General features: G+C 58.5%; 24 protein-coding genes and 1 pseudogene. 6 read left to right on the top strand and 19 right to left on the bottom strand.

What is annotated here, in order from left to right:
- Positions 1-39 precede the first annotated feature (39 nt).
- From BSG17_RS19620 to BSG17_RS19605, 3 genes are all read right to left on the bottom strand, one after another.
- Positions 40-630, bottom strand: coding sequence for a DUF6653 family protein (locus tag BSG17_RS19620; RefSeq protein ID WP_089827123.1), 591 nt, complete (start codon positions 628-630; stop codon positions 40-42).
- Positions 630-995, bottom strand: a complete 366-nt coding sequence (locus BSG17_RS19615; RefSeq protein ID WP_089827122.1) for a hypothetical protein — start codon at positions 993-995, stop codon at positions 630-632. The genes BSG17_RS19620 and BSG17_RS19615 overlap by 1 nt, the downstream gene beginning before the upstream one ends.
- Positions 996-1,865: 870 nt before the next feature.
- Positions 1,866-3,452 (bottom strand): BCCT family transporter, encoded by a 1,587-nt coding sequence (locus tag BSG17_RS19605; RefSeq protein ID WP_244531619.1) that lies wholly within the window; start codon positions 3,450-3,452, stop codon positions 1,866-1,868.
- A 1,738-nt stretch (positions 3,453-5,190) separates the two neighbouring features.
- Between BSG17_RS19605 and BSG17_RS19600 the strand changes: the two genes are divergently transcribed.
- Positions 5,191-5,544 (top strand): 4a-hydroxytetrahydrobiopterin dehydratase, encoded by a 354-nt coding sequence (locus BSG17_RS19600; protein ID WP_089827120.1) that lies wholly within the window; start codon positions 5,191-5,193, stop codon positions 5,542-5,544.
- Positions 5,545-5,656: 112 nt separating this feature from the next.
- On the opposite strand, the gene BSG17_RS26260 is transcribed toward BSG17_RS19600, so the two are convergent.
- Complete coding sequence (locus BSG17_RS26260) at positions 5,657-5,842, bottom strand: hypothetical protein (protein ID WP_139246715.1); 186 nt, start codon at positions 5,840-5,842, stop codon at positions 5,657-5,659.
- Positions 5,843-5,998: 156 nt separating this feature from the next.
- Between BSG17_RS26260 and BSG17_RS19595 the strand changes: the two genes are divergently transcribed.
- On the top strand, positions 5,999-6,397 hold the full coding sequence (locus tag BSG17_RS19595) for a hypothetical protein (protein WP_089827119.1): 399 nt from the start codon (positions 5,999-6,001) through the stop codon (positions 6,395-6,397).
- 2 nt (positions 6,398-6,399) lie between these two features.
- On the opposite strand, the gene BSG17_RS19590 is transcribed toward BSG17_RS19595, so the two are convergent.
- Genes BSG17_RS19590 through BSG17_RS19575 form a run of 4 tightly spaced genes read right to left on the bottom strand, consistent with a single transcriptional unit; the run spans position 6,400 to position 11,736 of the window.
- Complete coding sequence (locus BSG17_RS19590; RefSeq protein WP_089827118.1) at positions 6,400-7,404, bottom strand: cytochrome b/b6 domain-containing protein; 1,005 nt, start codon at positions 7,402-7,404, stop codon at positions 6,400-6,402.
- Positions 7,401-7,844 carry a hypothetical protein gene (locus BSG17_RS19585; protein WP_244531618.1) on the bottom strand — a complete coding sequence of 148 codons (444 nt, stop codon included), beginning with the start codon at positions 7,842-7,844 and terminating at the stop codon, positions 7,401-7,403. The genes BSG17_RS19590 and BSG17_RS19585 overlap by 4 nt, the downstream gene beginning before the upstream one ends.
- Positions 7,841-8,482 (bottom strand): 4Fe-4S dicluster domain-containing protein, encoded by a 642-nt coding sequence (locus BSG17_RS19580; RefSeq protein ID WP_089827117.1) that lies wholly within the window; start codon positions 8,480-8,482, stop codon positions 7,841-7,843. The genes BSG17_RS19585 and BSG17_RS19580 overlap by 4 nt, the downstream gene beginning before the upstream one ends.
- Positions 8,483-8,517: 35 nt before the next feature.
- Positions 8,518-11,736 (bottom strand): formate dehydrogenase subunit alpha, encoded by a 3,219-nt coding sequence (locus BSG17_RS19575; protein ID WP_089827116.1) that lies wholly within the window; start codon positions 11,734-11,736, stop codon positions 8,518-8,520.
- 261 nt (positions 11,737-11,997) lie between these two features.
- On the opposite strand from BSG17_RS19575, the gene BSG17_RS19570 reads away from it, so the two are divergent.
- Positions 11,998-14,163 (top strand): 4Fe-4S dicluster domain-containing protein, encoded by a 2,166-nt coding sequence (locus BSG17_RS19570; protein WP_089827115.1) that lies wholly within the window; start codon positions 11,998-12,000, stop codon positions 14,161-14,163.
- Entirely contained in the window at positions 14,160-14,792 is a 633-nt protein-coding gene (locus BSG17_RS19565) for a TorD/DmsD family molecular chaperone (RefSeq protein WP_089827114.1), read from the top strand. Before BSG17_RS19570 ends, BSG17_RS19565 begins: the two co-directional genes overlap by 4 nt.
- 41 nt (positions 14,793-14,833) lie before the next feature.
- Here the strand turns inward: BSG17_RS19565 and BSG17_RS19560 are convergent, their stop codons facing one another.
- The 3 genes from BSG17_RS19560 to BSG17_RS27220 are packed head-to-tail and all read right to left on the bottom strand — an operon-like array spanning position 14,834 to position 15,484.
- Positions 14,834-15,070 (bottom strand): hypothetical protein, encoded by a 237-nt coding sequence (locus BSG17_RS19560; protein ID WP_089827113.1) that lies wholly within the window; start codon positions 15,068-15,070, stop codon positions 14,834-14,836.
- On the bottom strand, positions 15,063-15,341 hold the full coding sequence (locus tag BSG17_RS19555; protein ID WP_089827112.1) for a hypothetical protein: 279 nt from the start codon (positions 15,339-15,341) through the stop codon (positions 15,063-15,065). The genes BSG17_RS19560 and BSG17_RS19555 overlap by 8 nt, the downstream gene beginning before the upstream one ends.
- On the bottom strand, positions 15,338-15,484 hold the full coding sequence (locus BSG17_RS27220; protein WP_170864883.1) for a hypothetical protein: 147 nt from the start codon (positions 15,482-15,484) through the stop codon (positions 15,338-15,340). Before BSG17_RS27220 ends, BSG17_RS19555 begins: the two co-directional genes overlap by 4 nt.
- Positions 15,485-15,873: 389 nt before the next feature.
- Between BSG17_RS27220 and BSG17_RS19550 the strand changes: the two genes are divergently transcribed.
- Positions 15,874-16,902: a DUF7405 family protein gene (locus BSG17_RS19550; RefSeq protein WP_211609234.1), complete on the top strand. Its 1,029-nt coding sequence runs from the start codon at positions 15,874-15,876 to the stop codon at positions 16,900-16,902.
- Between the two features lie 93 nt (positions 16,903-16,995).
- On the opposite strand, the gene BSG17_RS27215 is transcribed toward BSG17_RS19550, so the two are convergent.
- From BSG17_RS27215 to BSG17_RS19525, 5 genes are all read right to left on the bottom strand, one after another.
- The gene (locus BSG17_RS27215; protein WP_170864882.1) at positions 16,996-17,151 is read right to left on the bottom strand and encodes a hypothetical protein; all 156 of its coding nucleotides are present in this window, start codon (positions 17,149-17,151) and stop codon (positions 16,996-16,998) included.
- An 89-nt stretch (positions 17,152-17,240) separates the two neighbouring features.
- On the bottom strand, positions 17,241-17,585 hold the full coding sequence (locus BSG17_RS19540; RefSeq protein ID WP_089827109.1) for a hypothetical protein: 345 nt from the start codon (positions 17,583-17,585) through the stop codon (positions 17,241-17,243).
- A 143-nt stretch (positions 17,586-17,728) separates the two neighbouring features.
- Entirely contained in the window at positions 17,729-17,956 is a 228-nt protein-coding gene (locus BSG17_RS19535) for a hypothetical protein (RefSeq protein WP_089827108.1), read from the bottom strand.
- A 93-nt stretch (positions 17,957-18,049) separates the two neighbouring features.
- Positions 18,050-18,850, bottom strand: a complete 801-nt coding sequence (locus BSG17_RS19530) for a DUF7124 domain-containing protein (RefSeq protein ID WP_089827107.1) — start codon at positions 18,848-18,850, stop codon at positions 18,050-18,052.
- Between the two features lie 3 nt (positions 18,851-18,853).
- The gene (locus tag BSG17_RS19525; protein ID WP_089827106.1) at positions 18,854-20,632 is read right to left on the bottom strand and encodes an aldehyde ferredoxin oxidoreductase family protein; all 1,779 of its coding nucleotides are present in this window, start codon (positions 20,630-20,632) and stop codon (positions 18,854-18,856) included.
- Between the two features lie 1,122 nt (positions 20,633-21,754).
- Here BSG17_RS19525 and BSG17_RS19515 point away from each other — a divergent pair.
- Entirely contained in the window at positions 21,755-22,195 is a 441-nt protein-coding gene (locus tag BSG17_RS19515) for an HVO_A0114 family putative DNA-binding protein (protein WP_089827104.1), read from the top strand.
- Between the two features lie 37 nt (positions 22,196-22,232).
- On the opposite strand, the gene BSG17_RS19510 is transcribed toward BSG17_RS19515, so the two are convergent.
- The 3 genes and pseudogenes from BSG17_RS19510 to BSG17_RS19505 all read right to left on the bottom strand — a co-directional run bounded on the left by BSG17_RS19510 (position 22,233) and on the right by BSG17_RS19505 (position 24,372).
- A complete protein-coding gene (locus BSG17_RS19510; RefSeq protein ID WP_089827103.1) occupies positions 22,233-22,463 on the bottom strand; it encodes a DUF8129 domain-containing protein in 231 nt (76 codons plus the stop codon).
- 80 nt (positions 22,464-22,543) lie between these two features.
- A pseudogene (locus BSG17_RS28965) lies at positions 22,544-22,666 on the bottom strand (DUF7389 domain-containing protein); the annotation flags it as partial.
- Positions 22,667-23,346: 680 nt separating this feature from the next.
- A complete protein-coding gene (locus BSG17_RS19505) occupies positions 23,347-24,372 on the bottom strand; it encodes an alpha/beta fold hydrolase (protein ID WP_211609233.1) in 1,026 nt (341 codons plus the stop codon).
- Between the last annotated feature and the right edge of the window lie 337 nt (positions 24,373-24,709).

The raw sequence follows: 24,709 nt of genomic DNA, 5'->3' as shown, positions 1-24,709 counted from the left end.
ATCGGAGCGATGGTGAACGCGACCCCGACTCGTGCTGAGTCAGTCTTCGACTGGTGGGTGTTCATTATAGTATCGCACGAGAATGGCGAGGTAGACGAGTTTACACGTGAGCACGATTCCACCGCCGAGCGCCGTCGCTCGTGGATTGCGCTTGTACGCGCCGTAGAGTCCATAGCAGTATGCGACTGCGTTCAGAGTGTTGAGAACACCGGGAAGGTTGGGCTCAAATACCTCGTGAGCTTCCTCAAGCCAGAGTTGCCCTCCGAGGACGCTCCGGCTAACCCACGCGTCCTTGCTCTCCGGCTCCGGGAAGAGGATCGGATTGATGACGACGTAGAGTAGCGTCAAACCAACCATCCGCCAGTCCCGACGGTACAGACCAAGTAGTAAAATTGGCCCCATCAGGAGACGGGTATATCCACTCCACGGATTCGTGTGCCGTGCCCAGAAGTCCTCGCCAAGGACGTCTGCGACCACTTCGGGTGGCAAAGGAACGTCACATGATGTGAGGATGTACTGAAGCGGGTCTGGAGTGGTCTCAGCGTCGTAGTCAGCATCAGCGCGGGGCACGGCGAGGATCACAAGTGCACTCGTGTCAGCGACTGCTGTCCGGAGACGTGGCCTGCACATCACTCGTCAGCGTCACTAGTATCGGCCGTCGTCGCGTCTCCACCGTAGATGTCGATGTCTTCAGATGCAGCAAGGTCCAGCGGCTCACCCTCAAGATCCGCTTTGAGCAGACGGAGTCGCTGGGCCGTCTCGGCACCAACGAGCTGCTTGACTGTCTCGAAGTCGAGTTGGTCGTCGTAGTACTTCGTCGCGACCAATTCTTGGACGGATTCACTGTGAGCGGTCTCTTCAATGTCGTCACGGATCGCCTCGAGGAGGAGGTCGGTCCGGTCTTTATCGAAGAGGTCAGCAATCGCATCGAGGCGCTCGACGAGGTACTCAGGGGACTGAAAGTGGATTCGTCGCGGCTCGTCACTCGCACCCATCTCATGTACGAGTTCTGTACATAAGCCAATAATAATTTCATCTTGTTGTACATGTATCGCACATCAAATTTTATCAGATGGTTGGCTCTGGTGAAATCCTCTGTAACTGATGGTTTGTTGTGGTCGTGCTGAACTCAGCGCGCAAGTCGGTCACTGAACTTCTTTTCTTACACTAACGAAGTTCAGAAGGGGAAACAGAACGAAAGGGGATGGATTTGAACCATCGTGGCCATCTTTCAGGCCACCCACCGCAATGGTGGTCGCTCTGGCCAGGCTGAGCGACCCTTTCACGTGGAGTCAACCACAATACACTCATGTGGTGGAACTGTATCATGTATTGTCAGGTTACCACTCTGCTGTAGATACCCTCTGTATGTTGCACGCCGCTTCTGACAGCGTTCGAGGAGATCACTCTGTATCCGAGATTGTGCCGATTTCAACGGTTATGCGAATTCCTTCTATCTCATCGGGCAGGTCAAGCCTCGCTCTTGGTTCTTTGTCGGCAACGAGGATATTGATTGTCTCCGTAGCGTAGCCGCTGATGATCTCTTCCCCGCGTCCCCTCTCGATGAACTCGACACCGGGTTCGTGGAGATAGGTCTCGACAACCTTCTCATGGACCGCTCTGGCGTGCTGGACGTGTTCCCACCATTCGGAATTGACCTCGGACCACGTGATGACCTCGTCGCCTCTCCGGTACTTCGGAATCCGACTGGTCAGTCGTTCGCCTTCTGCTGACTCATGTTCCTGACCGAGTCATCTTTGTAGATACGTTCCCTCGAACTGCGACTGGAAAGCTTGACCGAGGTGCGCTCCGGAACACATTCGGATAACTGTGATTTGGGAGGTGGTTGCCGTGCCGCTTGAGTCTTAGTCGTCGTCGACACTTGCCCCCGCCCGGTTCGACGAACCAGCCCGCTCAGCGACTGTCGAGTCGTGCTTGCCGGAGAGTAGCGGATCAACCTGATGGAACTCCCAGGCCATGCCACCGATGGCGATGACCGAAATGAGTGCGAAAGGGAATCCAGTGATTATTGCTGACGAGCGGAGGGCGTCGATACCGCCACCGACGATGAGTAGCGACGCGAGTCCGCCCATTAGTGCACCCCAGATGACGCGATTGACTGTCGAGGGATGCTGCTTCCCGCCTGTCGTGAGCATTCCAAGTGCGAGTGTCGAGGAGTCAGCGGAGGTGATGAAGAACGTGACGACGAGGAACAGAAACACGGCTGAAAGCAGGCCACCAACTGGAAGCGAGCTGAACAGCGGGAAACCGGAGACGGCGACACCGTGCTCGGCGACCATCTCGAGCATCGGTGCGATGTTCTGCCGTTCGAAGAAGATCGCACTACCGCCCATCGTGAGGAACCACGGAGTAGTCGCGGCGGTCGACCCCACGAGTGCGGTGGCGACGACTTGCCTAATCGTCCGTCCCCGTGAGATACGGGCCACGAAGAGCCCACCAAATGGTGCCCACGAGAACACCCATGCCCAGTAGAAGACAGTCCAGTTGCCGACCCACTCGCCAGAGCCCGTGGCGTTGGTGTACAACGACATCCGAAGGAATCCAACGAAGTAGTTCCCCATCGCCTGGAGCCCGGTATTCATAATGTAGTTGGTTGGCCCCAGAAGGAACGTCGCCACCGTCAGGACGGCGAAGACGCCCATATTGAACCGTGAAATACGGGCAATACCTTTCTTGACACCGAGTGCAACCGAAGCGGTGAAGGCAACCGTTAGCCCTGTGATTACCAGCACTGTGCCGGTGTCACCGAGCGAGATGCCGAAGTTGTAGGTCAACCCAGTGAGGAACTGCTTGCCGACGAATCCAAGGGTAGTTGCGATACCACCAATCGTCGCGAACACCGCCAGTATATCAATCCCCTTCGCTAGAAATCCGTCAAGGTTGTCGACGCCGACGAACGGCGCGATAAGCGTCGACACCCGCATCGGGGCATCCTCACGGAACGCATAGTACGCAATCGGGATTGCGACGATGAGGTACGGGACCCAGTACGAGATTCCCCAATGGAAAAGGGTATACTGAATTGCCCCGACCGCCGCGCTCGCTGATTGGGCTTTGGCCCCGATGAGTGGCGGCACCGTCTGGTAGTGTTTCAACGCCTCCGCAGGACCCCAGAAAACGATACCAGCTGCAATGCCTGCCGAGAACATCATCGCGAAGTAAGACAGCAGCCCAAATTCGGGATCTTCGTCAGGTTTGCCGAGTTTGATTCGTCCCCACGGGCCAATCATCAGCCAGAGGCTGAACATGACCATCAGGAACATCGTCCCGATGTAGACCCACATATACTCCGTCCAGAGGAACTCGTTGATCTGCCCCATCGTTTCTGCTGATGCACTGGGACTGAGGAAGAAGACCAAAATTGCGAGCAGCGATACCGAGAACCCGACCCCGAAGACAGTGAAGTCAAGTTCGTTGATGAACCGTTGCATTGCTGTGTGAATTTTTACCATTCGACATGATGTCTTTCCTCATGGTGTCTCAAACTTCGGGTGAAATATGACTACTGTTCAAGTCAGTTTGGCGACTGGGATCGAACTGAAGGTTTAGCTACCGACTACTCTGGACGTTCCGGATCAACGTCACCAGAAATCTTTATTTATGGTGTGCGAACGAATCGCGTCGCGATTCGGTAACGCCTGTAGAGACTGCGCTCCCTACGGGAACCACTTCGGTTCCTGCAAAGCGCGTTATCGAAGCAGGAAGCCCCATCACCAGAAGTCAGAGACTTCTGGTTGGCAGTCAGAACTCTTTGAGTTCTGACGACACCCTCAACTGCGAGCCGTTAGGCGAGCGGTAGGGTGGGTAGCTCACAACTATATAACATATGCAAGCGCCTCTGACGGTCGAGGAGACCCTGCTGCTGACTCGGTACGGACGGCAGCACAGATAGCATGTGATAACATTCAAAAAAGTGGTCACCTGAACAGTAGTAAGGAAATGGATGAATGTCGTGCATGTGAATATAGACGTATTATCACAGTGATTTGGATGTTCGAGTACAGACGGTCCTCATGAGAAATGACCTTCTGACACTTTTTCTTAGTTATAAATTATAAGATTGAATGTAGAATAGGCAATATGTGAGTTCTCCTGTGTGCAAAACTACGACCAAGGGGGACGCTCCTGTTTGTTTCCTTGTTAATACATCGTACAACGATAATGATGACTACGGCTGCCGAACGGACGACAAATCGGTCGCTAGTAGACGAAACAAATTAGACGGCAGCTGATTCGTGTACTATTTTGCGAACGATACATCCGTAGGAATATTCATTTGGGCGCTTAGAACACAAAATACGCCCGCTGCCTCGAACATGTTAATTCGATCTAATCTGAATGAGTATGTTCACAGCACCGGTAACCGCTTTGCTACAGGTGACGACTATATTCGCTACCTGAGTTACAAACCAGACAAATGTCAGATATTTTCAAATGTCGGATATCGTAGTAGCCGAATGTCCACTTATCGGTACAAACAGTTACCGCTACCGACGGTACTTTAGCTAAGGGGACAGATATTGAACCTCTACACTCATAAAAACAGTTATACCCCCAACGCCCAGAGGTTCCGACTCCGACGGTGTCGATTTGCTGACTGGAATGTGACCGGGGTTCTCTCGTTAATAGATTAATAATTTATTATACGGTTTGGTAAGCAGGAAGTTCAACGGCCGAAGGACATTACATACCTAATTTCGTAATGACACTCTCGATATACGACCGGGTTCGGATCGAGTTCTGTCTCTCTCCCTCGTCGACTGAAAAGCGTTCTCGAGTCCACTTTTGATGCTTCACAAGCCTGAATCAACTCTGTTTGAACGACTGCTGAATCAGTACTAATAGAACGACCGTACAGAAAAAGACGTCTTCCAATACTGTCTAATTCGGGTCCCTCGCGACGACGGGCGTCTCGTCGAGACAGATCATCTGGTGTTCGAACCCTCGGTGAGCGAGCGTTTCCCCCGGTTCGAACTGTCGTTTTATCTATAATTAGACTGGTAGTTCAAAGCATCCTCGGAATTTTGCACTCCAACCGACGGCTTGTACGCCTGAGACGTTCGACTGCAAGGTCGTCCGCCGGGCCAGACCAGTTCAGGGTGACACTTGACTCCACGTATCCGCACGGAGGACTGAACCTACAAGAGCCAGCGAGTCGTACAGTTGGGTATGGCATCACCACTTGCGGATGAAGAATGTGTGGCGTGTACCTCGGAGGACGAACCGCTCACAGAAACGGCGTACGAGGAGTACTTAGACGAACTCAACCAAAACGTCTGGGAAGTAGTGCGTGAGCATCATCTCGAGGGACGATACGCGTTCGATGATTTCCGTGATGCACTCGAATTCACGTATGAGATCGGAGAACTGGCGGAAGAAGAGTGGCACCACCCGGATATCCATCTCAAGTGGGGCGAGGTTCGCATCGAGATGTGGACTCACAAGATCGACGGACTGCACAAGACCGATTTCGTGATGGCGGCACGAATGGATCGAATCTACGACGACTACCGTCCCGAATAGCGGCACTCTGGGTCTCCGCTCGGAACTCCCTTTCTCGTTTGACTCACACCGCATCGGACGTGCAGCGATTGCTCTGAAGTTCCTTCGCTGCGAATCCCGGGAGTGAAACCACTCAAGCGAGGAACTCGATCGCCAGCGCTAGCAGGAACACTGCCACGACGCTGAACGACGCCCACTCGAGCCACTGGGATTTTTCGCTTTCGGAGTTGTCAGCGACGGTTCGCGCCAGTAGTCCGATCCCGGCGATAGCCATAGCTACCACCGCGAGCAGGTACACTCCGTCGAGTACGCCCACCATAGTCAATGATTCACTATGCGGTATGGTAAGCGTTGGGCTCGTCAGGTTAGCTGAACAACACGATTCCGGTAAGATACGGTAGGCCTCTCCGAGGAGGCAGCCGTCGTCTCTCCACCAGGCGCAATTGTAATGCGACCGTACCTGATAGATGTAGACATGCGTCTCGAACTCCGGGCGTGTAAACACTGCTACGAGGGAGAGCACGGTAACGAACAGAAGACGGCGGTGACGCGAGACATGGTGGACTGCGCTCGCTGCGTCCGTGAGTACAAAGACCTCATCGGTCTCGATGCAGTCTATCTCACCTTGGTCGAGGAGGGCGACCCAGGCGGTGCGGAAGCGCTGAACGCCATCGTCGCTCGAATCGAGAACGACCAGGTAGTGTTAGCAGATACGCAGTTGGTGATGGAAGATCAGGACGGCCATATGCTCGTCTACCCCGAGCCGAAGGACATCCTCGAGGTGCTCACGCGGAACCTCAATCAGATTCAGAACCAGACACAGCAAGATGTCACAGTCGAACTCTCGGAAGAAGGGGAGGACCTCTTGAGCTAATGCTAATCGTCGACTCGTTCTCCCCCGTCGGCCGTCACACGTCTTTCCCCGGCGAGCTCTGCCTCCCAGCGCATTCGTAAGAGGTTCCCGTAAATCGAGAGGACGATACCGACGAACAGCACGAGGATTCCGACGTTGATACCGATGGTCAACAGCACGCTCGAGGGACCACCTCCGATAGCCAACTCTCGCGGGACCGGATACCCTTCGTCGAAGATGCTCCCAATCAACACGGACGCGATCCCGACAACGACCATCGAACCCATGATAGTCGAGGCGGTTCGCCAAGACGGTGAGAGAGTCAGACGCTCGATACCGGTTCCCTCGACATCCTCGTCTTCGTCGTCGTGAGATTCGGGAATCAGACGTCTCGGAATGAACGCTTTGGTCTCGACAGGGTAGAACGCCGGGTGGAAGCCGTGTTCGAAAATATGGAACATGACCCCCATCAGCATGATGACGCCCAACAGTCCGTGGAAGACCACGAACGCCATCGCTGCCGTCTTGGTCTGGAAGAGCCCCATGAGCCCAATCTTACTCCAGATGAGCACTCCGGAGATCGTGAGGAGGGTGAGTTCGATCGAGAAGATCCAGACGACACCTTTCCCGACGTACGATAGCAGTGGGACCTCGTCTGCACTGTAACCGGCGAACTGCCGGGCCGCAGGATGTCGCTGGTCGGCCCGTCCAAGCATGAACTTCACGTCCTGGACGAACGCAGCGATGTCTTCGTTCGTCGGGACGACCTCCCGGAAGTTCCCTCGACCAGTTGGTGAGATAAGTTGGAGAGCGATCCAGAAGGTGACGAGCAGGATGAGTCCGAGACCTGCCACACGGTGGACAGCCGTCACCCCCGTGTTTCCGCCCATCATCGCAATCAACCACCAAAGCTCGTCGTTGAACATGATAGCGTATCCGCTAAAGAAGAGGAAGAAAACGTCTAAAGCGAGGATAGAGTGGAACAGTGTCGTAACCTTGGTGAACTTCCCGTGGTCTAACGTCGTCATGGGTTCTCACCTCCGGCCGACCTGCCATCTCCGCCATCGGTCATGACGGCCTCCTCTCGGGCAGTGCCGGGACGTCGCATCCGGCCTGCGAGACGGCGGAACACCGTCCAGTGGAGGAAGACGAGAAAGAGAACGAACAGACCGAGGATGACGTCCAGCGCGTGGATAAGCGCGATCAGGAAGTCGAGTGTCGGGATCGTGTTTCCGGTTACCCAGTCTGCACCGACACCGCCACCGGGCACCGTCGGTCCGACACGGAAGAGTGTCTCGTAGAAGCTTCCGAAGCCACTAATCCACCAGAAGGTCAGAACGGTCACGACGAGTGCGATACCCGCGCTCGCGAGCACCTGCCACCCCTCGTAGTCGCGGAGTTCTATCTGCTCGGCACTCTCACTCTCGTCCGACGGTTCAGCGTCGCCACCGTCGTCAGAGTCGCTCATGCGAACACCTCCGCATCGTCACCGAAGATAATGTCCATCGCGACGTCGTTGAAGAACGACGCGCTTCCGCGCTTTTCGAGTTCGTCTGCGATGTCGCCCGCAGTCCCGACGAGGATGGCATTGGTCGAACACTCTTCTGCACAGGCGGGCCCCTTGCCGACGTCCTGCCGTTCCTCGCACATCGTGCACTTGTCCATCGTCCCGCCCGTGCCGAACAGTTGCGCTACGCCGTCGTCGGACTCGGGGAACTGCGGTGCCCCGAAGGGGCACGCGGACAGGCAGTACTGACAGCCGATACAGAGGTCGTCGCGAACCTCGACGAAATCCCCCTCGGTCTTGAGGAGGGAGTCGGTCGGACAGACCGACACGCAGGGTGCGTTCGAGCAGTGATAACACTGCATCGGGATACTCGTCTCACCGGGTGACTGACCCTGCTGGAGCGCCGTTGCGCTGTTTGCGTTCAAGCCGGCGGCCGCCTCCTCTCCTTCCAACATCGTCGCGATGCTGATGCGCTGTTCGTCACGTGGGATATCCCACGTCCGTTTACAGGCTACGACGCAGCCACCGCAGTCGATGCACGCCTCGACGTCGGGGAAGATTCGTGTTCCCTCGCCGACGCTCATGACGCCCTGTCCCATCACTTCTTTGGATGATTTTGACATACTAACTCACCTCATTGTACCGTCCGGTGGTCACGGACGTCGAAGTTCTTCTGCTGACCGAATCCCTCGCGGTCCTGCGGGAACTCGAGGTCGACGTCCATGCCGAGTTCCTGCAGGAGCGACGGGGTTGCCTTCTGCACTTTGACCATCGCCGCTTTCGTCTCCTGCATCTGGGTCTCGACGTCGTATCCCCGCGAGGTGATGCTGTTGACGCTGTCACCGATGGCGAACGGGGCGTAGCCGTCGGGGTACTCGTCTTCGAGACTCGTGCCCTGGAAAACGCCACCCCAGTGGAACGGCAGGAACACCTCCTTCTCGCTGGGGCGGTTCGTCACCCGTGCCTTCACCAACACCGACCCACGGTCCGTCGTCGAGACGACCACGAGTTCACCACCGTCGACGCCGAGGTTCTCAGCCATCGTCGGGTTGATTTCGACGTACATGTGTGGTTGCAGGTCGGCGAGGAACACGTTCGAGCGCGATTCCGAACCGCCGCCCTGGTGTTCGACCTGCCGTCCGGTCGTCATGATCGTGTCCATCCCCTGCTGTGCTGCTGCGGCAGTGGCCCGCCGTTGCTCTAAGGCGTTGTTCTGGTCCAGCCGGTAGAAGTTCCGCTGCTGGCCGTTTGCGGGCCACTGTTCGACCAGGTCCGGACGCGGACTCTCGATAGGTTCGCGGTGAACCGGTACCTTGTCGAGGAAGTTCCACACGACTGCCCGTGCTCGACCACGACCGGTGGGTGGGTCGGACTGTTTGAAGTCGTACTGCTCCCACTCGCTCAGAGGCATCCCGAGTTCGTCCTCGGATTTGATGCCCTGGTCGACCAACGCCTGTGCTGCGTCGTAGACCGATTTGGTCGGGTCGAGCGCGTACTCGAATGGCAACGGTAGTTCGTCGGAGTTCTCGAGGTTCTCCGGGAACGTCGTCTTCCACCCGGGGTACTCTGGGATACCCTGAACCTCCCCGTTCGACCAATCTGGGTTGTACGGCTCCCGGATGAGGCTCAGACCGTCCTCTCCCTGCTGGGAGACCGTCTGTTCAAACGGATACGGCTCGTCGGTCGGCATCGCTTCCCACTCCTCGCTGGTGGGTGCCCGGACGCCCCATCGGGTGCGGAAGTCTTGCCCCCCTTCACGTGGGTCGAGGTCGTCGCGCCAGATGATGGGTGTTCCAGGATGCCCTTCGCCCCAGCACGGCCACGGAAGCATCCAGTAGTCGCCCGACACGGGCAGGCCTGGCTTCTCGGCTCGCAGGTTCTCCGTCGAGAACGCCCAATCGTACTCAAGATGCTGTTGGAGCCGCTCTGGGTCCTGCCGATAGCCGATGGTCATCGTCCCGAGGTTGACCTCGCGCAGCACGTCTTCGTAGGTCGATCGACCACTGTAGATCTCCGGACCCGTCCCCCAGTTGAAGTGCTCGCCGAACCCAAGTCGGTCGGCCAGTTCCTGCATGATCTGCAGATCCGGTTTCGTGTTGTGCGAGGGCGGACGAACTGGCTCAGACCACTGCACCGAACGGTGAGAGTTGGTCACCGAGCGGTGGTGTTCGTACTGGCTCGCACAGGGGAGGAGGATGATATCGTCGTCGCGGTCCGCGAGGACGCTGGCGAGCGACGGGAACAGGTCGACGATGACGAGAAGGTCGATGTTCTCCATCGCGTCTTTCATCCGACGCATCTCGCTGATCGAATTCGTCGAGTGTCCCCAGAAGAAGGCGATTTTGACCTCATCTGGCTGGTAAATCGGCGTCTCGTGGAGCCGTTGCTCCTGCGGGAGCGCGGCCTCGAACCATCTGGCCACGGTCAGCCCGTTCTGGAACATCATCGAATTGTCCGCCGGGAACGACGTGTCGATGTCCTCCGTGCCCTCGGCAGTGGGACTCTGCCGGACGTACTTGTCTTCGGGCATCAGGTCGAACTTGTCGTAGAGGCTCTGGAAACTCGTCGAACCGCTGGTGTAAGGACTCCTGTCCCACACGTCAGCCCACCATGACCAGCCGCCGGGCGAGAGGGGGTAGTAACCCGGTAGGATGTGACTCGCTACTGCCAGGTCGGTCGCACCCTGGACGTTCGAGTGACCCCGCATCACCTGTAGACCGCCACCCGAGCGCGCCGAGCTGCCCGATGCAAGCGAGAGCAGCGCGTACGACCGGATGTTCTGCGTCCCGTTGTTGTGCTGGGTTCCGCCCATCGCCCACTCGATTTGGACGTTCGGTTTGTTCTCGATGATGAGGTCACCCAGTTGTCGGAGATCCTCCTCGGATATCCAGGTGATGTCTGCGACCGTCTCGAGGTCGTACCTGTCGAGTTCCGCGTCGACGTCCGGCCATCCGGTCACTCGGTCGTCGAGCATGTTCTGTCCCGTCTCGTCGCTCCCGCCCATGGCGAGTTCGTCCTGCTCGCGGAGATACCAGAGGAGCCCCATCATGAGGGCGACGTCGGTCCCGGGACGGATGCGGTAGAAGTGGTCGGCGTGTGCGGACGTCTTCGTGAAGCGTGCGTCTACCGAGGCGATGGTGCCGCCACGCTTCTGCCCCTCGAGGATGTGCTGCATCGCGATGGGGTGAGCCTCTGCGGGGTTCTGTCCGATGATGATGTTGAGATCGAAGTTCCGATAGTCGTTGATCGTGTTCGTCATCGCGCCGTAGCCCCATGTGTTGGCGAGGCCGGCGACGGTCGTCGAGTGACAGATACGCGCCTGATGGTCGACGTTGTTCGTGCCCATGAACGCCGCGAGTTTCCGTATCGCGTACGCTTCCTCGTTGGCGTGGTGGGCACTGCCGAGAAGCATGACGCTCTCACGGCTATGCTCTTCCCAGACGCGTTCGATTTCCGACGTTATCCGCTCGTAGGCGTTGTCCCACGAGACCTTCTGCCACGCTCCATCTACCTTCTGAAGCGGGTGTTTGAGCCGTCGTTCGGAGTGTTCACTCCCGTAGATGGCGGCACCCTTCGAACAGAGTGCCCCGTTATTGACCGGATGTTCGTGCCACGGCTCCTGGCCGACGAACGCGTTCCCCTTGCGTTCGCCCCGGAACCCACACCCGACTGCACAGAAGTTGCAGATGGTCTTTGTCAGTTCTCCTTCCGTATCTGTTCCGTCGACCTCGTCGTCTCCTTGCGCGAGTGCCTGCCCCACACCGCCACCGCCCAACGCTACTGCTCCCGCAAGTGCGCTCGCCTTCATGAACGAGCGCCGGTCGAGATCGAGGGAGACTGGTGTTGTACTCATGCAGTCCCTTCCTTTCGGCATGTTATGCTGGCTACACTCCCAACTGCTTAGCTAACCACTGTCATGGTGTTTGATACCATTGCACAAATATACGAGGGTTTGTTTCACCCCACGAAACGCGGATTGTGCAAAACGGAGCGGTGGCGCCCATATCGACGAGTGGTCGTTCCGCCTGCCTGTCCCTTCTATCTCCTAAATAACATTGACGTTCTGTCATTATCTCCCAAAGCCCTATTGCGTCTACGATGTGTAGTGTGAACGATGAACACTGGGGCATTCGTCTGTGCGTGTGGCGGGACGTGTGACCTCGACCTCGAGAAGGTACGCGACGGCGTACGCGACGTCGAGGTGGTGGCCAGTTCACGTCTGCTCTGTCAGGACGGACTCGGATCGATGGCACGCGTAATCGACGAGTACGACATCGACCAACTCCTCGTCACGGCGACCGCCGAGAGTTGTAAAGAACGAATCCGTTCACTGGCAACAGCGCACGGTCTCCATCCGGATGCGACCGTCTTCGTCGACCACCGCGAAGGCGCTGCCTGGGTCCACGACGAGGCCGAGGCGACAGACAAGGTCGCACGATTGCTCAACGCTACGCGCGCCGGGTTGGCCGAAGAGGCGGTCTCCCGGACTGTCTCACGCGAGGCAGGGAAGCAGATAGCAGTCATCGACGACGCCGAGACGGCGATTGCGCTCGCCGAGACCGCCGACGTCACGCTCGTCGCGAACGGGAGTGACTTCTCTGGCGTCGAAGGGTTGAGCGACGTGACTCTTGAGCGAGGTCGAGTCGAGGATATCGAGGGGTCGTATGGGGCGTTCGAGATTTCACTCGCGGCCCGGGTTACCGACGACTGCATCGACTGCATGAACTGTGTCCACGAAGCACCCGACGAGCACGTGACTGCTCGTCCCGTCGACGTCGCGCCGAGCGCCCCCGACGGAGAGTGGGTCGACGTCTGCCCGACGGATGCGATTGCACTTGACGGCGTCAGGCGCACAATTGAGGCCGACCAGATCGTCTATCCGGAGGCCGACCCCGTCGCTCGGGGTGGACACCTCGGCTACTACACCGGGCCAACAGACGGCGCGACAATCGCCGCCATCGAGTCACTGCTGGGAGGCGTCGAGAAACCGGATTTCCTCGACCTCGAGATGGACGTCTGTGCGGCCGGAGATTCGAGCCAACGAGGCTGTATTGCCTGCACTGACGCGTGCCCTCACGGGGCTATCGACCGCCCTGCAGTCGATCGCGTCGAGTTCGACAAGATTGCCTGCCAGAACTGCGGTGCGTGTACGAGCGTCTGTCCGACCGGTGCGACGATGCTCCGCGAACCGTCGAACGAGCGACTCGCCCGCGAAGTGGAGGCGCTCCTCGCGACCGACGAGTCGGGGGGGTTGCTCTCGTGGCGTGGGACAGCGGGTATCGAGACGGAAGTCGTCGCGTTCGTCTGCTCGGAACGAGCACGCGAGCGACTACACGACTACGGGAAACGTGCAGCACGAAACGACGACGTCAGCTATCCACCGATTCTCCCTGTCTCGGTCAACTGCACCGACACGGTAGGCGAACCGCACGTCATGCATGCACTGGCTGCCGGTGCCGACGGTGTGGTTGTGGTCGGCTGTGGCGACGACTGTATCCACTCGGGTCCGGACCCGAAGGCGACGCTGGTCGAGCACTGTAACCAGGCCGCAATCGACCTCGGCTTGGGTGAACGCGTTGCGTTTCTCGCACCTGGGTCCGACGCAACCTCATTCACGACCGACCTCCGGCAGTTCGTCGACGAACTCGACACCTCGCCGGTTCCTGCTGGTGAGCACGTCGCAACCGGTCGAATCGGCGAGAGGACCGCCGAATCAGCAGGTGACACTGACCCGATGCAGGCCGACGGCGGACGGCCCTATCCGGATTTCGACGGGCACGGCTGGACGCTCGAATCCGTCCGCGTCATCGTCGAACACACCGACCCGGAACGAGACCTCATCCGTGGACTGTCCGCTTTCGGGCGGATGACTGTGAGCGACGCCTGCAACTTCACCCCCACCTGCTCGAACCTCTGTCCGACAGACGCAATCCGCCGAACAGAGGATGGCGACCTCGAGTTCAATCATGAACGCTGTGTCAACTGTGGGCTGTGCGAAGAGGGGTGTCCCGAAACGGCAATCACGATACAGGGTGGACTAGATCTGTCGTTGCTCCCCGAGCGTCGCGACGGCGACCCATGGGTGACGGTGTACGAAGGGGAGCTGCTGGAGTGCGTCCGCTGTGGGAAGCCGTTCACCAGTGTCGCCTCTGCAGAGAAGATACAGGACGAGGTCGGCGACCTCGTCGCCGGAATCGCTCCGGACAGCGAGCACAGTATCTTCGAGTACTGTGGTGACTGTCGGACCCGACTGCTGTTCGGAGGCGATGCAGGACAATGAACGAGAAGGAACTCTACGAGGCGCGAATCGAACTCGTCGACTTCCTGATCGAGGTGTTTTGGGATGCCCCGAGCGAGGCGTTTCTCGGGCGACTGCTCGGCGACGAAATCAGCCTGCCGGCGGATTCGGTCAACGACTCGATGGACGAGGGGTTCGAGACGCTTCGAGCGTGGCGTGCAGAGTCTCGAGGTACTCCGATAGACAAGGTCCATCATCAAATCGAACAGGAGTATACGGCACTGTTCGTCGGTCCACGGCCACCCGTCCTCCCCCACGAGACGTACTACCGAGAGGATACCGACTTCATCGGGGAGGGGTTGGCCACAGTCGAGGCGAGTTATGCCGCCGCAGGATGGACGCCGCCCGAGAAGTATCCCGAAGAGAACGACTTCATCGCCGTGGAGTTGGCCTTCCTGCGGTATCTCATGCAAGCCCAGCACGACGGTCGCGAAGAGACGTTCGGCTTCGAGCGAGTGTTCCTCGACGAGCATCTGACCCACTGGATCGATCCCTTCCTCTCGGACCTTCGAGACGAGGCTGACTCCGGCCTCTTTCTCGCCGCAGGGCTGATATTCAAGGGGTTGATTGAATTCGAAGACGAACTCATCGCACAGGTCGTCTCCGGATAGACAGCACGACGTAAGCAACCTACCGCTGAGGCTCTGTACTGCTAAGCGCGCGCGACCGCACCCAGACCTACGAGAAGCGCGCCCCCGAGTAGCCCTGTTGCCACCGGTGTCGCGAACGCGACCGTTCGCTCCATCAGGAAGTAGTGATCCCAGTTGCTCGTGAGTTCGGCCGCAGTGGCAACTGCACCGACACCGAGAACGACGAAACAGAGCGCGCCGAAGACGGCGACAGCAACGACGACGAACAGGTCGTCTGTCACGCTGTCGAGGTTACGCATCGTCGACCACCACCCGCCCGACTACGAGCGCCAGAAACGCCGGAACGAGCACCACCAGTAGCCAACTGACGAACAAGCCCATGTAGCTTATCGTTGACTCTAGATGGATCGCCCAGTGCCACGTTCCTTTCAACTCTGCGATAACTGCGATGGTCCCGACGATGAGTAACGAGAGCGCCAGTAACCCGGTTAGGACGCCCACGAGGGTCCGCAGGAAGGAGACGACACGAGCCGGTGAGACCCTTCTGTGCCGACGCGTCTCGACGGTCATTGCTCACCTCCACTCAGCTGGTGACGGTAGTAATCGTAGGCCACGATGAGAAAGACCACGAGACCGGCGACGAGGGTAACACCTGCCGTGTCGAGAGCCATCGGCAATCCGGACGAAACGGAGTGGATGGTTGTCAATATCACACAGGGAGCTACAGCAAGGTTCAACAAAGAACTTCTGCTAGCAGCACGGACAGGTACGACTGGCTGGTGTACAGTCCCGATAGCGCCCATCACTCATCGGTCCCGTATCACAGACCCACTGGCGAAGAGTTGGGAAATCAGAAGGACGAGAAATGCTTTTACTTCTGTAGGCCCCCTTCGAACTAACTGGCATGTCATCCAGACGGAGGCTGATGCGGCGTCTTGCAGCTATCTCTGGACTCTCTAGCCTCAGCGGCTGTACGCAGTTGTTGACCAGACGCTCGGAGCCGTCCGAGTTGGGGCTTCCTCCCAACCCACGGGCCACAGAGCTGCCTACCCGACAACACGCGTGGAATACTGCTCTTGACACGGATACCCACGGAAACGCGTTGTCTCCTCGTCACCACCGGGTCCTCCTTCTCGATCTCACAACAGCCCCCTCGAATCAGGCCGCACGAACGGTCGAACTCGCGATTCGAACCATCGAAGCTGCCTACGAGTGGGCGCCCAGTGGGCTCTTGCACAGCCTCGCGTGGGGAACGAAGTACTACTCTCGCATCGGACGTCTCGGTGCCGCGCCGATCAGTCGTCCACGAGTTCTTTCACGGACTGACAACCCCGAACTCCTCTCGTTCGACGCCGCGCTCGTTCTCGCCAGCGACGTTCCTTCACACCTAACCGCCGTCGACGCTGCAATGTTCGGGACCCGCCCGTCGCTCGAAGGAGAGCCTGTCGACCACCGACTCGACGACGTCTTCGAGGTCGTCTCTCGGCGAACGGGATTCGTCGGCGAGGGGTTGCCGGCTGCCCACGCAGACGTTGAGGGCGTACCGCCAGGGTCACCGCCAGAGGAGGCACCGCTGTTCACCGGGTTTTTCTCTGGACTGACAAAGACCCAGGCCACTGAAGACCGAGTGACCATCGAACGCGGCGAGTACGCCGGTGGGACGACGATGCATCTCGCTCATCTCCGCGAGTCGCTCGACCGCTGGTGGGAGGGGTTAGACGAATCCGACCGCGTCGCGAGGATGTTCTCGCCGGAGTTCTCTCCCGACGACGTCGCGAGATTCACCGACGAAGTCCCCTTCGCCGATGCAGTCCGGGAACACGCCCAGGAGTTCGGCATCGTGGGCCACCACGAGAAAGTCGCGAGAGCACGCGAGAACGGGCGTCCGATCATCCTCCGGCGTGATTTCAACACTGTCGACGGCGGCCAGGCAGGCCTCCACTTTCTCTCGCTACAGCGGTCGCTCGAGGATTTCAGAAAGACTCGACGAGCGATGAACGGCTGGTATCTCCGAGACGACCATCCGAGCGTCACTGACCGGGAGAACAACGGACTGTTGAACTTCATTACCGTCTCTTCGCGAGCGAACTTCTACGTCCCACCGCGCGACAGACGGGCGTTTCCGAAGTGAACGTACCGCTCTCACGTTACTTACTCTCCGCTACCGGTGACGCTGCTCACGCTCAGGAGCGCGGGTCTTAGTGCCTCCCCTCGTCGACGGAAGTTATCTCTGTTCGAGTTCCTCGTCGTCGAACGAGATCTCACCGTCGACTTCGGCGTCGTTCAGTTCGTTCGGCCAGATACCGTGGTCCCATACCTCGAAGCCGTTGTACTTCTCGGTGGCACCTTTCGGTCGCCAGCCACTGTCTCGATGAGACATACGACACTGTTTGACACTGTCATACTTAAGCGTTCTCTCGTTCTTCTCGAAGCCGAACTGCCGCGTGACTCTCCGGAGCGATTGACAGGTCACTCCCCAGACGGGGGTGTCCCCGGTGGTCGTTCCGAATCGTCTCGGAGGAACGCCCGCGTGTAGAGGTCGACGTGAAGCTTTAGGAGGGTAGATTCGTCGAGTCCGGTGGCCTCGGCCTGCTTCGAGAGAAACGCTTCGAGCTCTTCCGACGGATGATGGGAAACCGTCGGAGCGTCGGTTTCGAACTCGATCTCGTGAGCACCCGAGACGAGATGTTCGATTTCGAGTAACGCCTGCTCGGCCTTGATCTCGAAAGCCTCCTCAGGGTCCATCATCTGCTGTTCAGCCCACTCGGCCGCAGCCTCGAAGAACCGCTCGCTCGCGTCGAACGTCAGGGTCAAAACGACACCCCCGAATCGGACTCGAATGCAACCTCCCAGACGGTCTGTGTTTCGCAGACGGGGCAGTGTTGACGGAGTTCGGAGCGTTCGAACGACCCGATTGTGGCCAGTTGGCCACACTCCGTGCACTCGAAGTACGGCATCTATCGAGTTGGTGGCCACACCTCGGGGGTTGGGTCTGACTCGACGAGTTCGCTGAACAACACGACGAGTAGGCCGAGGGCAATTGCGACAACGACCAAGCCGATGGCTCCGCTTATCACTCCTTGGCCGGTGACTCCCACAGTGGAGAGTTCGACCGTATCCAACACCCGCACCGCAGTGAACAGTATCCAGAGGAAGGCCAGAATCACTCCGAACGTGACCCACATTGACCGTCTCAGTGCAGTTCGAATGGCCATTGATAACACCCATCAAGGAGATTGGGTAGCTGAGAACATAAAACCCCGCCTACGCTCGCATCGTCAGGGGGACTCGTCGCGGAGTGTCCACTCGGCCTTCGTTGCTGCCGTCGACAGCGGAACGAACTCCCAGTCGGCCTCGTGAGCGATCGACTCGTCTTCCCCCACGACACCGACGACAACCATCCGCTCCGCGAAGAACATGGAGTGCTCGTCGATCTCTGCGAGGCGCTCACCCGGGGACGTCCCCGAACCATTGAAGAAGTCGATGTCGATCTGATGCTCACGCTGGAACTTGTTGATGATGTGAGCGTCGACGTGGCCGACGATACCGAGCCAGTCGGTCCACTGGGAGGCGTCAGCGACGACCTGCGTCGGATGGACGAGGCTCCGTATCGCGTTGAATGTGAAGGCCATCGTCATGTCGTCCGCTCCACCACCGTGGGGATCCGAGACCGAGTCGCTCGTGGTCGGTTGGCCGGAATCAGGACGAGCGTCGAACTCGGTCGCGTCGGCGCCCACCTGCGGCGTTTCAGTCTGCTGGTCCCGCCCCTGGCCGCCGCCAGCACCGCCGTCGTCGATTGGGATGCCCACTGGTTTATCTTTGTTCTCGCGGGGAACGTGCGGCAGCACGCTGCCGATCGATTCCTCGGACTCGTCACCTGGGTCGGGTCCGTCTGTCGACCGTGCCTCACCGTCGGAAGGTACACTGGGGTCTACGTCGGCGGGGTCTGTCGTCGTGAGCGACGGTCGTTCGTCGCCCGGGTCCCCCTCCCCCCGCCAGAACCAGTCGCCTGCCTTCGACTCTTCGTCCTGTTCGTCCGTCGATTCGGTCAGTTCGTCGAGATCGATTCGGTCGGTCATTGATCACGGGTCGTCCGGGGTATGGTCGAATGTCGGTCTACTGCTCGTCTCGATAGGTGAATCGGCGATAGGGGTGTGGTCGTCTACTGTATCCTGAAGATCGAGCCGGCGGAGCGTCGAACGGGCTGGAGTACCGTTGGGTCCCCACCCACGTGCCTCGTAGTAGGCGTCGAGCATCTCGTCGAATCGTTCTTTGGAGAGCGCAGCCCCGGTTTCGAGTGCGTTCGGCAAACAGTCGTGCTCTCTGTCGAATCCTTCTCGGACGTTGAACAGTCGAACCAGATTCCAGATTCGCTCACCGACCGTCTCGATGTCGTCGTGTGGGACGTCAATCGCGTCTAACCACGCTTCGGCGACGACTACCTCACCAGCGAAGTCGTCGGCGACGAGACTCCAGCGGACCGAACGGTCGTCTTGTGCCTCGATTATCTCTTGTACCATCGTCTCAACCCCCCACTGTTCTTCGAATACCTCTCGCTCCACAGGGCGAGCACGACGATGACAGGCACCGCGGTCGCTCGTTGCATATGCTAACGCCATACTGGCGGCACCGCGCGGGTCGTAGGCAGGCAGTGTCATCTGTTTGACTGTTGGAATAAACTCGCCCCCACCGAATCGGTCGACCGCGGTCTCTACCCCATCGGCGAGTGTGTCACCGAGTGGAGAGTCGCGTGCCGCAATCGACTCCAAGAGGGTGCGTGCCCCGTCGGGGTCGTGGAAAGCGATGTCGTAGTCGATCAGATCCTCCCCTGCTGCACGAATGGCCCACGCGACGGCGTTGCCAGCACTGATGAGATCCATCCCGAGTCGGTTGCATCGTTCCCCGAGTTCGACGACAGCGTCGAAGTCCGAGAGTGCAAGGCCGGCACCGAGACTCATCGCGGTCGCTCCACGCGGAACTGTGTCTCCGACGTCAGTCTCGAGGCGGAAGCCGCCAGGAATCACCCCATCGTGTTCGCGTTCGTATGCTCGCTCGCAGACAGCTTCGATACCGATATTCTCGGCGTCGTCGAACCCTCGATTCCGCCATCCGTGGGAGGCGAGGATGCCTGCACGGTCGGCGAAGTCAACAGTCTCGACGGTCTCGCTGGTCGTGTGCCAGCGGCCGGTGTCGCTGGCAGCGAACGTCGTCTCGTCGCGTTCTCGGCGTGCCGCGAGGGCTGGTGGTGGTTCGAGCGGACTCCCCCTCGCCACTACGGCTTTCAGTTGCTTCGAGCCCATGACTGCACCGGCTCCACCCCGACCGGCGTGGTGGTCCGCACGGTCGGAGGCGATCGTCGCGTACGCGACTCGTTTTTCGCCTGCAGGACCGATACAGGCCACAGAACCGTCGAAGGCGTCGCACGTCTTGACTGCGTCAAGCCCCCAGGTGTCGGTCTGCTCGACTCGAGCAGTTCCGTTCTCGACGACGAGGACGACAGGGTCGGAGGCCTGCCCCGAGACGAGCAACCCCACGTGGTCTCCGAGCGCGCTTGTGAGGCTTTCGGGGAACGTTCCACCGCTATACGAGTCCAGAAACGTCCCTGTAAGCGGTGATTTCGTAATCGCCGCGTAGCGCTGTTCTCCCGGGAGGTACCCCGAGAGCGGACCTAACATGAACGCGAGGATGTTTTCGGGGTCGAGCGGCTCGACGTTCGGCGAGAGGTCGTCGTAGAGGTATCTCGCTCCGAGCCCTTTCCCACCGATGTATCTTCGGCGCCACGCCTCGGGGGTGCGCTCGCTTTGGACCGACCTCTCCGAGAGGTCTACACGTAGCACCCCCATCCGATCAGGGAGCTCCATCGTTAAGTGATAACACTTATGATTAGAAAAGCGTTGGCCTGTAGAGCGGTCGATCACTGTCACGTTGTTCACGATTGCAGTTGAGTGTGCCCTCCAAAGCCGGCTCGGTATCGCGGATGAACGTCTCCCGTTCGCTGCGGGACTCTCAGAGATACCGAGCAACCGAGGGGAAGGTCATTGGTAGTCGGTGGCACAGATAGATGCATGATCGACGAAACGGTGGAGCAGATTCGAGATATGCAGACCCAGAGTCGATTGCCCATAGCAGCCCTGAACGCACCCTTTTCACGTGGCTTGATATCAGCTATAGTCAATTCGTTCCACGGCTGAAACGCCGCAAGCTTGACTGTCTTCTATGTCAAACGGCTGGAGGACCTAACTGAGCTATGCACAGTCGGTCCTCCAAATCTCGATGGATGGCGGTTGCGGTTAGTACAGTGGTTCTGTTCGTCGCGTCGGTGCTGCCATCACCCTTGCACCGGCATCCAGGGTGGAAGTGGCTGGGTCCCGATAAGCTCCTCCATTTTGCCGGCCATGCAGGCTACGCAGTGATACTAGCAGAGACACTCAGTAGTGGTCGACGTACCGACCGAGAGGCTGCCGCCCTCGCAGTGTGCATCTCGACTACGCATAGTCTCGTGGCCGGTCGCGTTCAAACACGCGTTCCCGGACGAGCATTCGAACCTGCAGACGTGCTTGCCGGCTTGACCGGGGCAGTTCTCGCTACATCTACCTGGTATCGCTTTGGTGAATCTTCGACGGAGACCGGTCAGCGGGAGTGAAGAGTGACAGCAGTCTGCCCGTCACGACTGGCTGCTGTCGAACTGTCAGGTATCCTGGCGACTCGGTACCGCTCAAAAGTACTCCCCGTGGGGTGAGAAGGGTGGAGGCACAGCGAGATGGGTTCCAACAGAGCAAGGCGTTCCCCTGGGTTGTCTCGGAACACAGGTTGGGCTACTTGGTCTTCGGCCTCGTAAATCCACACTAGGATGCACGACGAGGTACTCATTCCGACCGATGGTAGCCCGGGAGCTGAGGGTGCGACAGCTCGTGCCTTTGACATCACCCATCCCGGCAGCTACGTTGAGGTCCTTCAGCGATTTCGACGCGAGGTGAGTGAATATGAGCAAGACTGGATCAACTGGTGATGAACCGCACGACCGCCGGACGTTGACTGTTCGGGTTGGCACACCCGACGATGCGTTCGATGCGGTCGAATCACAACTAGCCGCGCTTGAAGCGGGTGATGAACCGGAGCCACTCTATGAGGTTGTCCTCCAGCGTGAGGAAGACCTTCAGCGATTACTGTCAGCGAAAAACGTCCAGCCCCTGCAGACCATTGCTCGTGAAGAGCCACAGAGTATCCGTGAGGCTGCACGGCTCGTCAATTGTGACGTCCGTCAGGTTTACGACAACCTCTCGGAGCTCGAAACACTCGTATCGGTTGAGTTCGAGCAGGTTGGACGCTCGAAGAAGCCGTCCGTGTGGTACGACAATATCAATATCGAACTTCCTGTTGCGACTACTGATACGGAACCTGTTGATGACAGCGCGAAGGTCTGAGATTCCCTGTCTGTCTCTTATCGAGAGATGATTTCTTCTAGTGCGATTCACTTTTTAGTGCTCGAATTTCCTGTGCACGCTGTTCGAGCCGTCGGAGAATCCGCACACGCTGTTGATTCGCGTTCTCGTAGGCGACACAGGCTCGAAGCGTCGCCATGTCGTGGATGGTCGCGATACCTGCGTCGACGAGGTGGGTGGTCGGCGCTTCGAGACGCTGCTCGGGTGTGAGGCCGGTCGATGTCGTTGATCCGGCTGAGTCGTTGCTCATTGAGTTTCGCCTCCAGCCATTCTGGAGGCGCGAAAACCCGGCTCCCGAGCGCTCTATTCGGCCTCGTCGTCAGGTTAAATCTACCGAACGTCTTCGGCGAGGTCGTGCAGATACGCTCGCAGCGTGTCCATGTCTTCGCAGGTCTCCGCAAGCGTTCGTGCCTTGACTTTGGCCGTCAGTTCGTCCTGGTCTCTCGTCGCTGTGGAGGTTCTTCGTCGGGCCTTCTATCGTTGAGTGGCCAGTGTGGGCGGTGTCGAGTGTTCGACGCGGCCACGTGCCATCGGAAACCGGTTGTTCGAGCGAGAGACAGCCTGCGATCGACCCGAGTCCCGCGGTGCAGGCAGCGAGAAACGACCGCCTGTTATTACGCATAGATTCGGTGTCTCTGTTTTTGTAATAAGACTTGTTTCCTATCTGGTGGCCGACTTGCGCGCTCTATTCAGCACGACCACGGCAACCTCACTGAATGCTGTCAGTAGCGGCGTAAAACAGATAGAGGGTGTATTTAGCAACCAACAAGAATCGGATTCACGGCTCGCGAGGTGAAACACCGGACAAACTGGGTGGGTTTATCGGACAATCCTTGGTGACTGTAAGGTCAGCGATGTACGATGTATCATTGTCGATACTGCTGGGGGTAGTACTATGCTACTCCACTCCATTACGGAGAAAGTAATTAATCATCTACCGTTGACTGTCCATCACCTCAAACACGATCCTCTGAGGAGTCCCCGAATAACAAGTATGTGATAAATGGCTCTGTTGAAATCCTTAGAGAGTGACAGGTGGTGCGTGCTGAATATAGGTGGTGTGCGCAGCAAGCGGGTGTCGAAAATTCGAGTAGCCGAGATCGGTCACGTCAACATGGGAAGCGCAGTTGGCCCTACTGTTGAGCAGTCGTCGACTCCACCTGGTCGATTATCGATTCGACGAACGATTGTTGCGCCCTTCGGACGCGGTCAGCATCAGGGCCGACACCCGCGAGGTGATCGGCCTTGACGCGGACAAACTCGACGTCAGGCAGCGAGTCGATCACGCACTCTGCGTGGTCGATCGGGACGGCGGCGTCGAATTCCCCGTGAAAGACCAGGACCGGACACTCTATCGTCTCGTAGTCGACGACGGGGAGATTACGGCACCAGCGTTCGTCGTTAAGGGTCCCATCGATACGGGCGCTGGCGGGGAAGATGGTCGAGGCGAACCTGAGATCCATCGCGTGCTGTGCCGGGTCATTCTGGATGTAATCGACGTAGGTTTCGAGGTCTTCGCCCTCCAACGTCGAGAGGCCGGCGTGCATGTTCTCGATGAACTGAACGGGCATGAACCGGTGGAGAAAGGCGAGCAGACCGGAGCGAATGTCGAGCACCGGCGCCGAGGTGAGCAACGGATCGATGACCGGGTTACCCGTGTCGTACATTCGCTCATCAATCTCGGTCGTGATCGCCGAGCCGAGGACCAGTCCTGCGACCCGCTCGGGATAATCGGCAGCGAGTTGGAGAGCGATCGGGCCCCCACAGGAGATACCGACGACGATCGGGCGTTCCACGTCGATGGCGTCGAGAAGCGCCACGAGTAGGGCGGCTTGGTCCTCAAAGGACTTGTGGTCATCGAGCGGGGTCCGGAGAAAGCCCGGTCTGGAGGGGGAGATGACTTCGACGTCGTCTCCAAACGCCCCCTCCCCAAATAGGAGTCCCTGATCGTAACCACCCGGAGCTCCATGAAGTATCAGCACGGGGTAGCCCGAGCCCCGTCGGGCGATTTCGACGACCCTCTGATTTGTTTCGACAAGTTCGCTCCCGGCGGAGAGGTCCGCGAGTCGGCTACGTTTCCACTGCCAAAGTGCACCACCCGCTACACACACGAGAAAGCCCGCACCGATTCCGATCGACCGTCTCCAGGTTTCGCGCATATCGACCAATACGATTGCTGCCACCATAATTTTGAGTAGGCTTTGATCTATGATGGCCGCTGCTTACAGAGAACGACGGGTGATCTGACTGTGGAGGCGGACCGAGAAATACGGTGAAACCCCGGATACTGCATGTGCGCTCTGAATTCAGCAAGGTCGCGGACACATATCATCGCTTGAGGATTTCAACAGAGCCTGATAAATATGAATTCCGTTGTGAAGAAGACGAGTGCTGCCCACGGTAGTCGGGGGATTTCCCCTCAATTTGGCATCAGAGCAGTTCGAAGCCCCGAGACAAACAGCACGAAAGTCGGTGATGGCGAGGGCGTGGTAAAAC

Source organism: Halogranum amylolyticum (genome assembly GCF_900110465.1).
Lineage (GTDB): Archaea > Halobacteriota > Halobacteria > Halobacteriales > Haloferacaceae > Halogranum > Halogranum amylolyticum.
The sequence above is the reverse complement of the archived record's forward strand: the minus strand, read 5'-3'. Positions and strand labels throughout refer to the sequence as shown.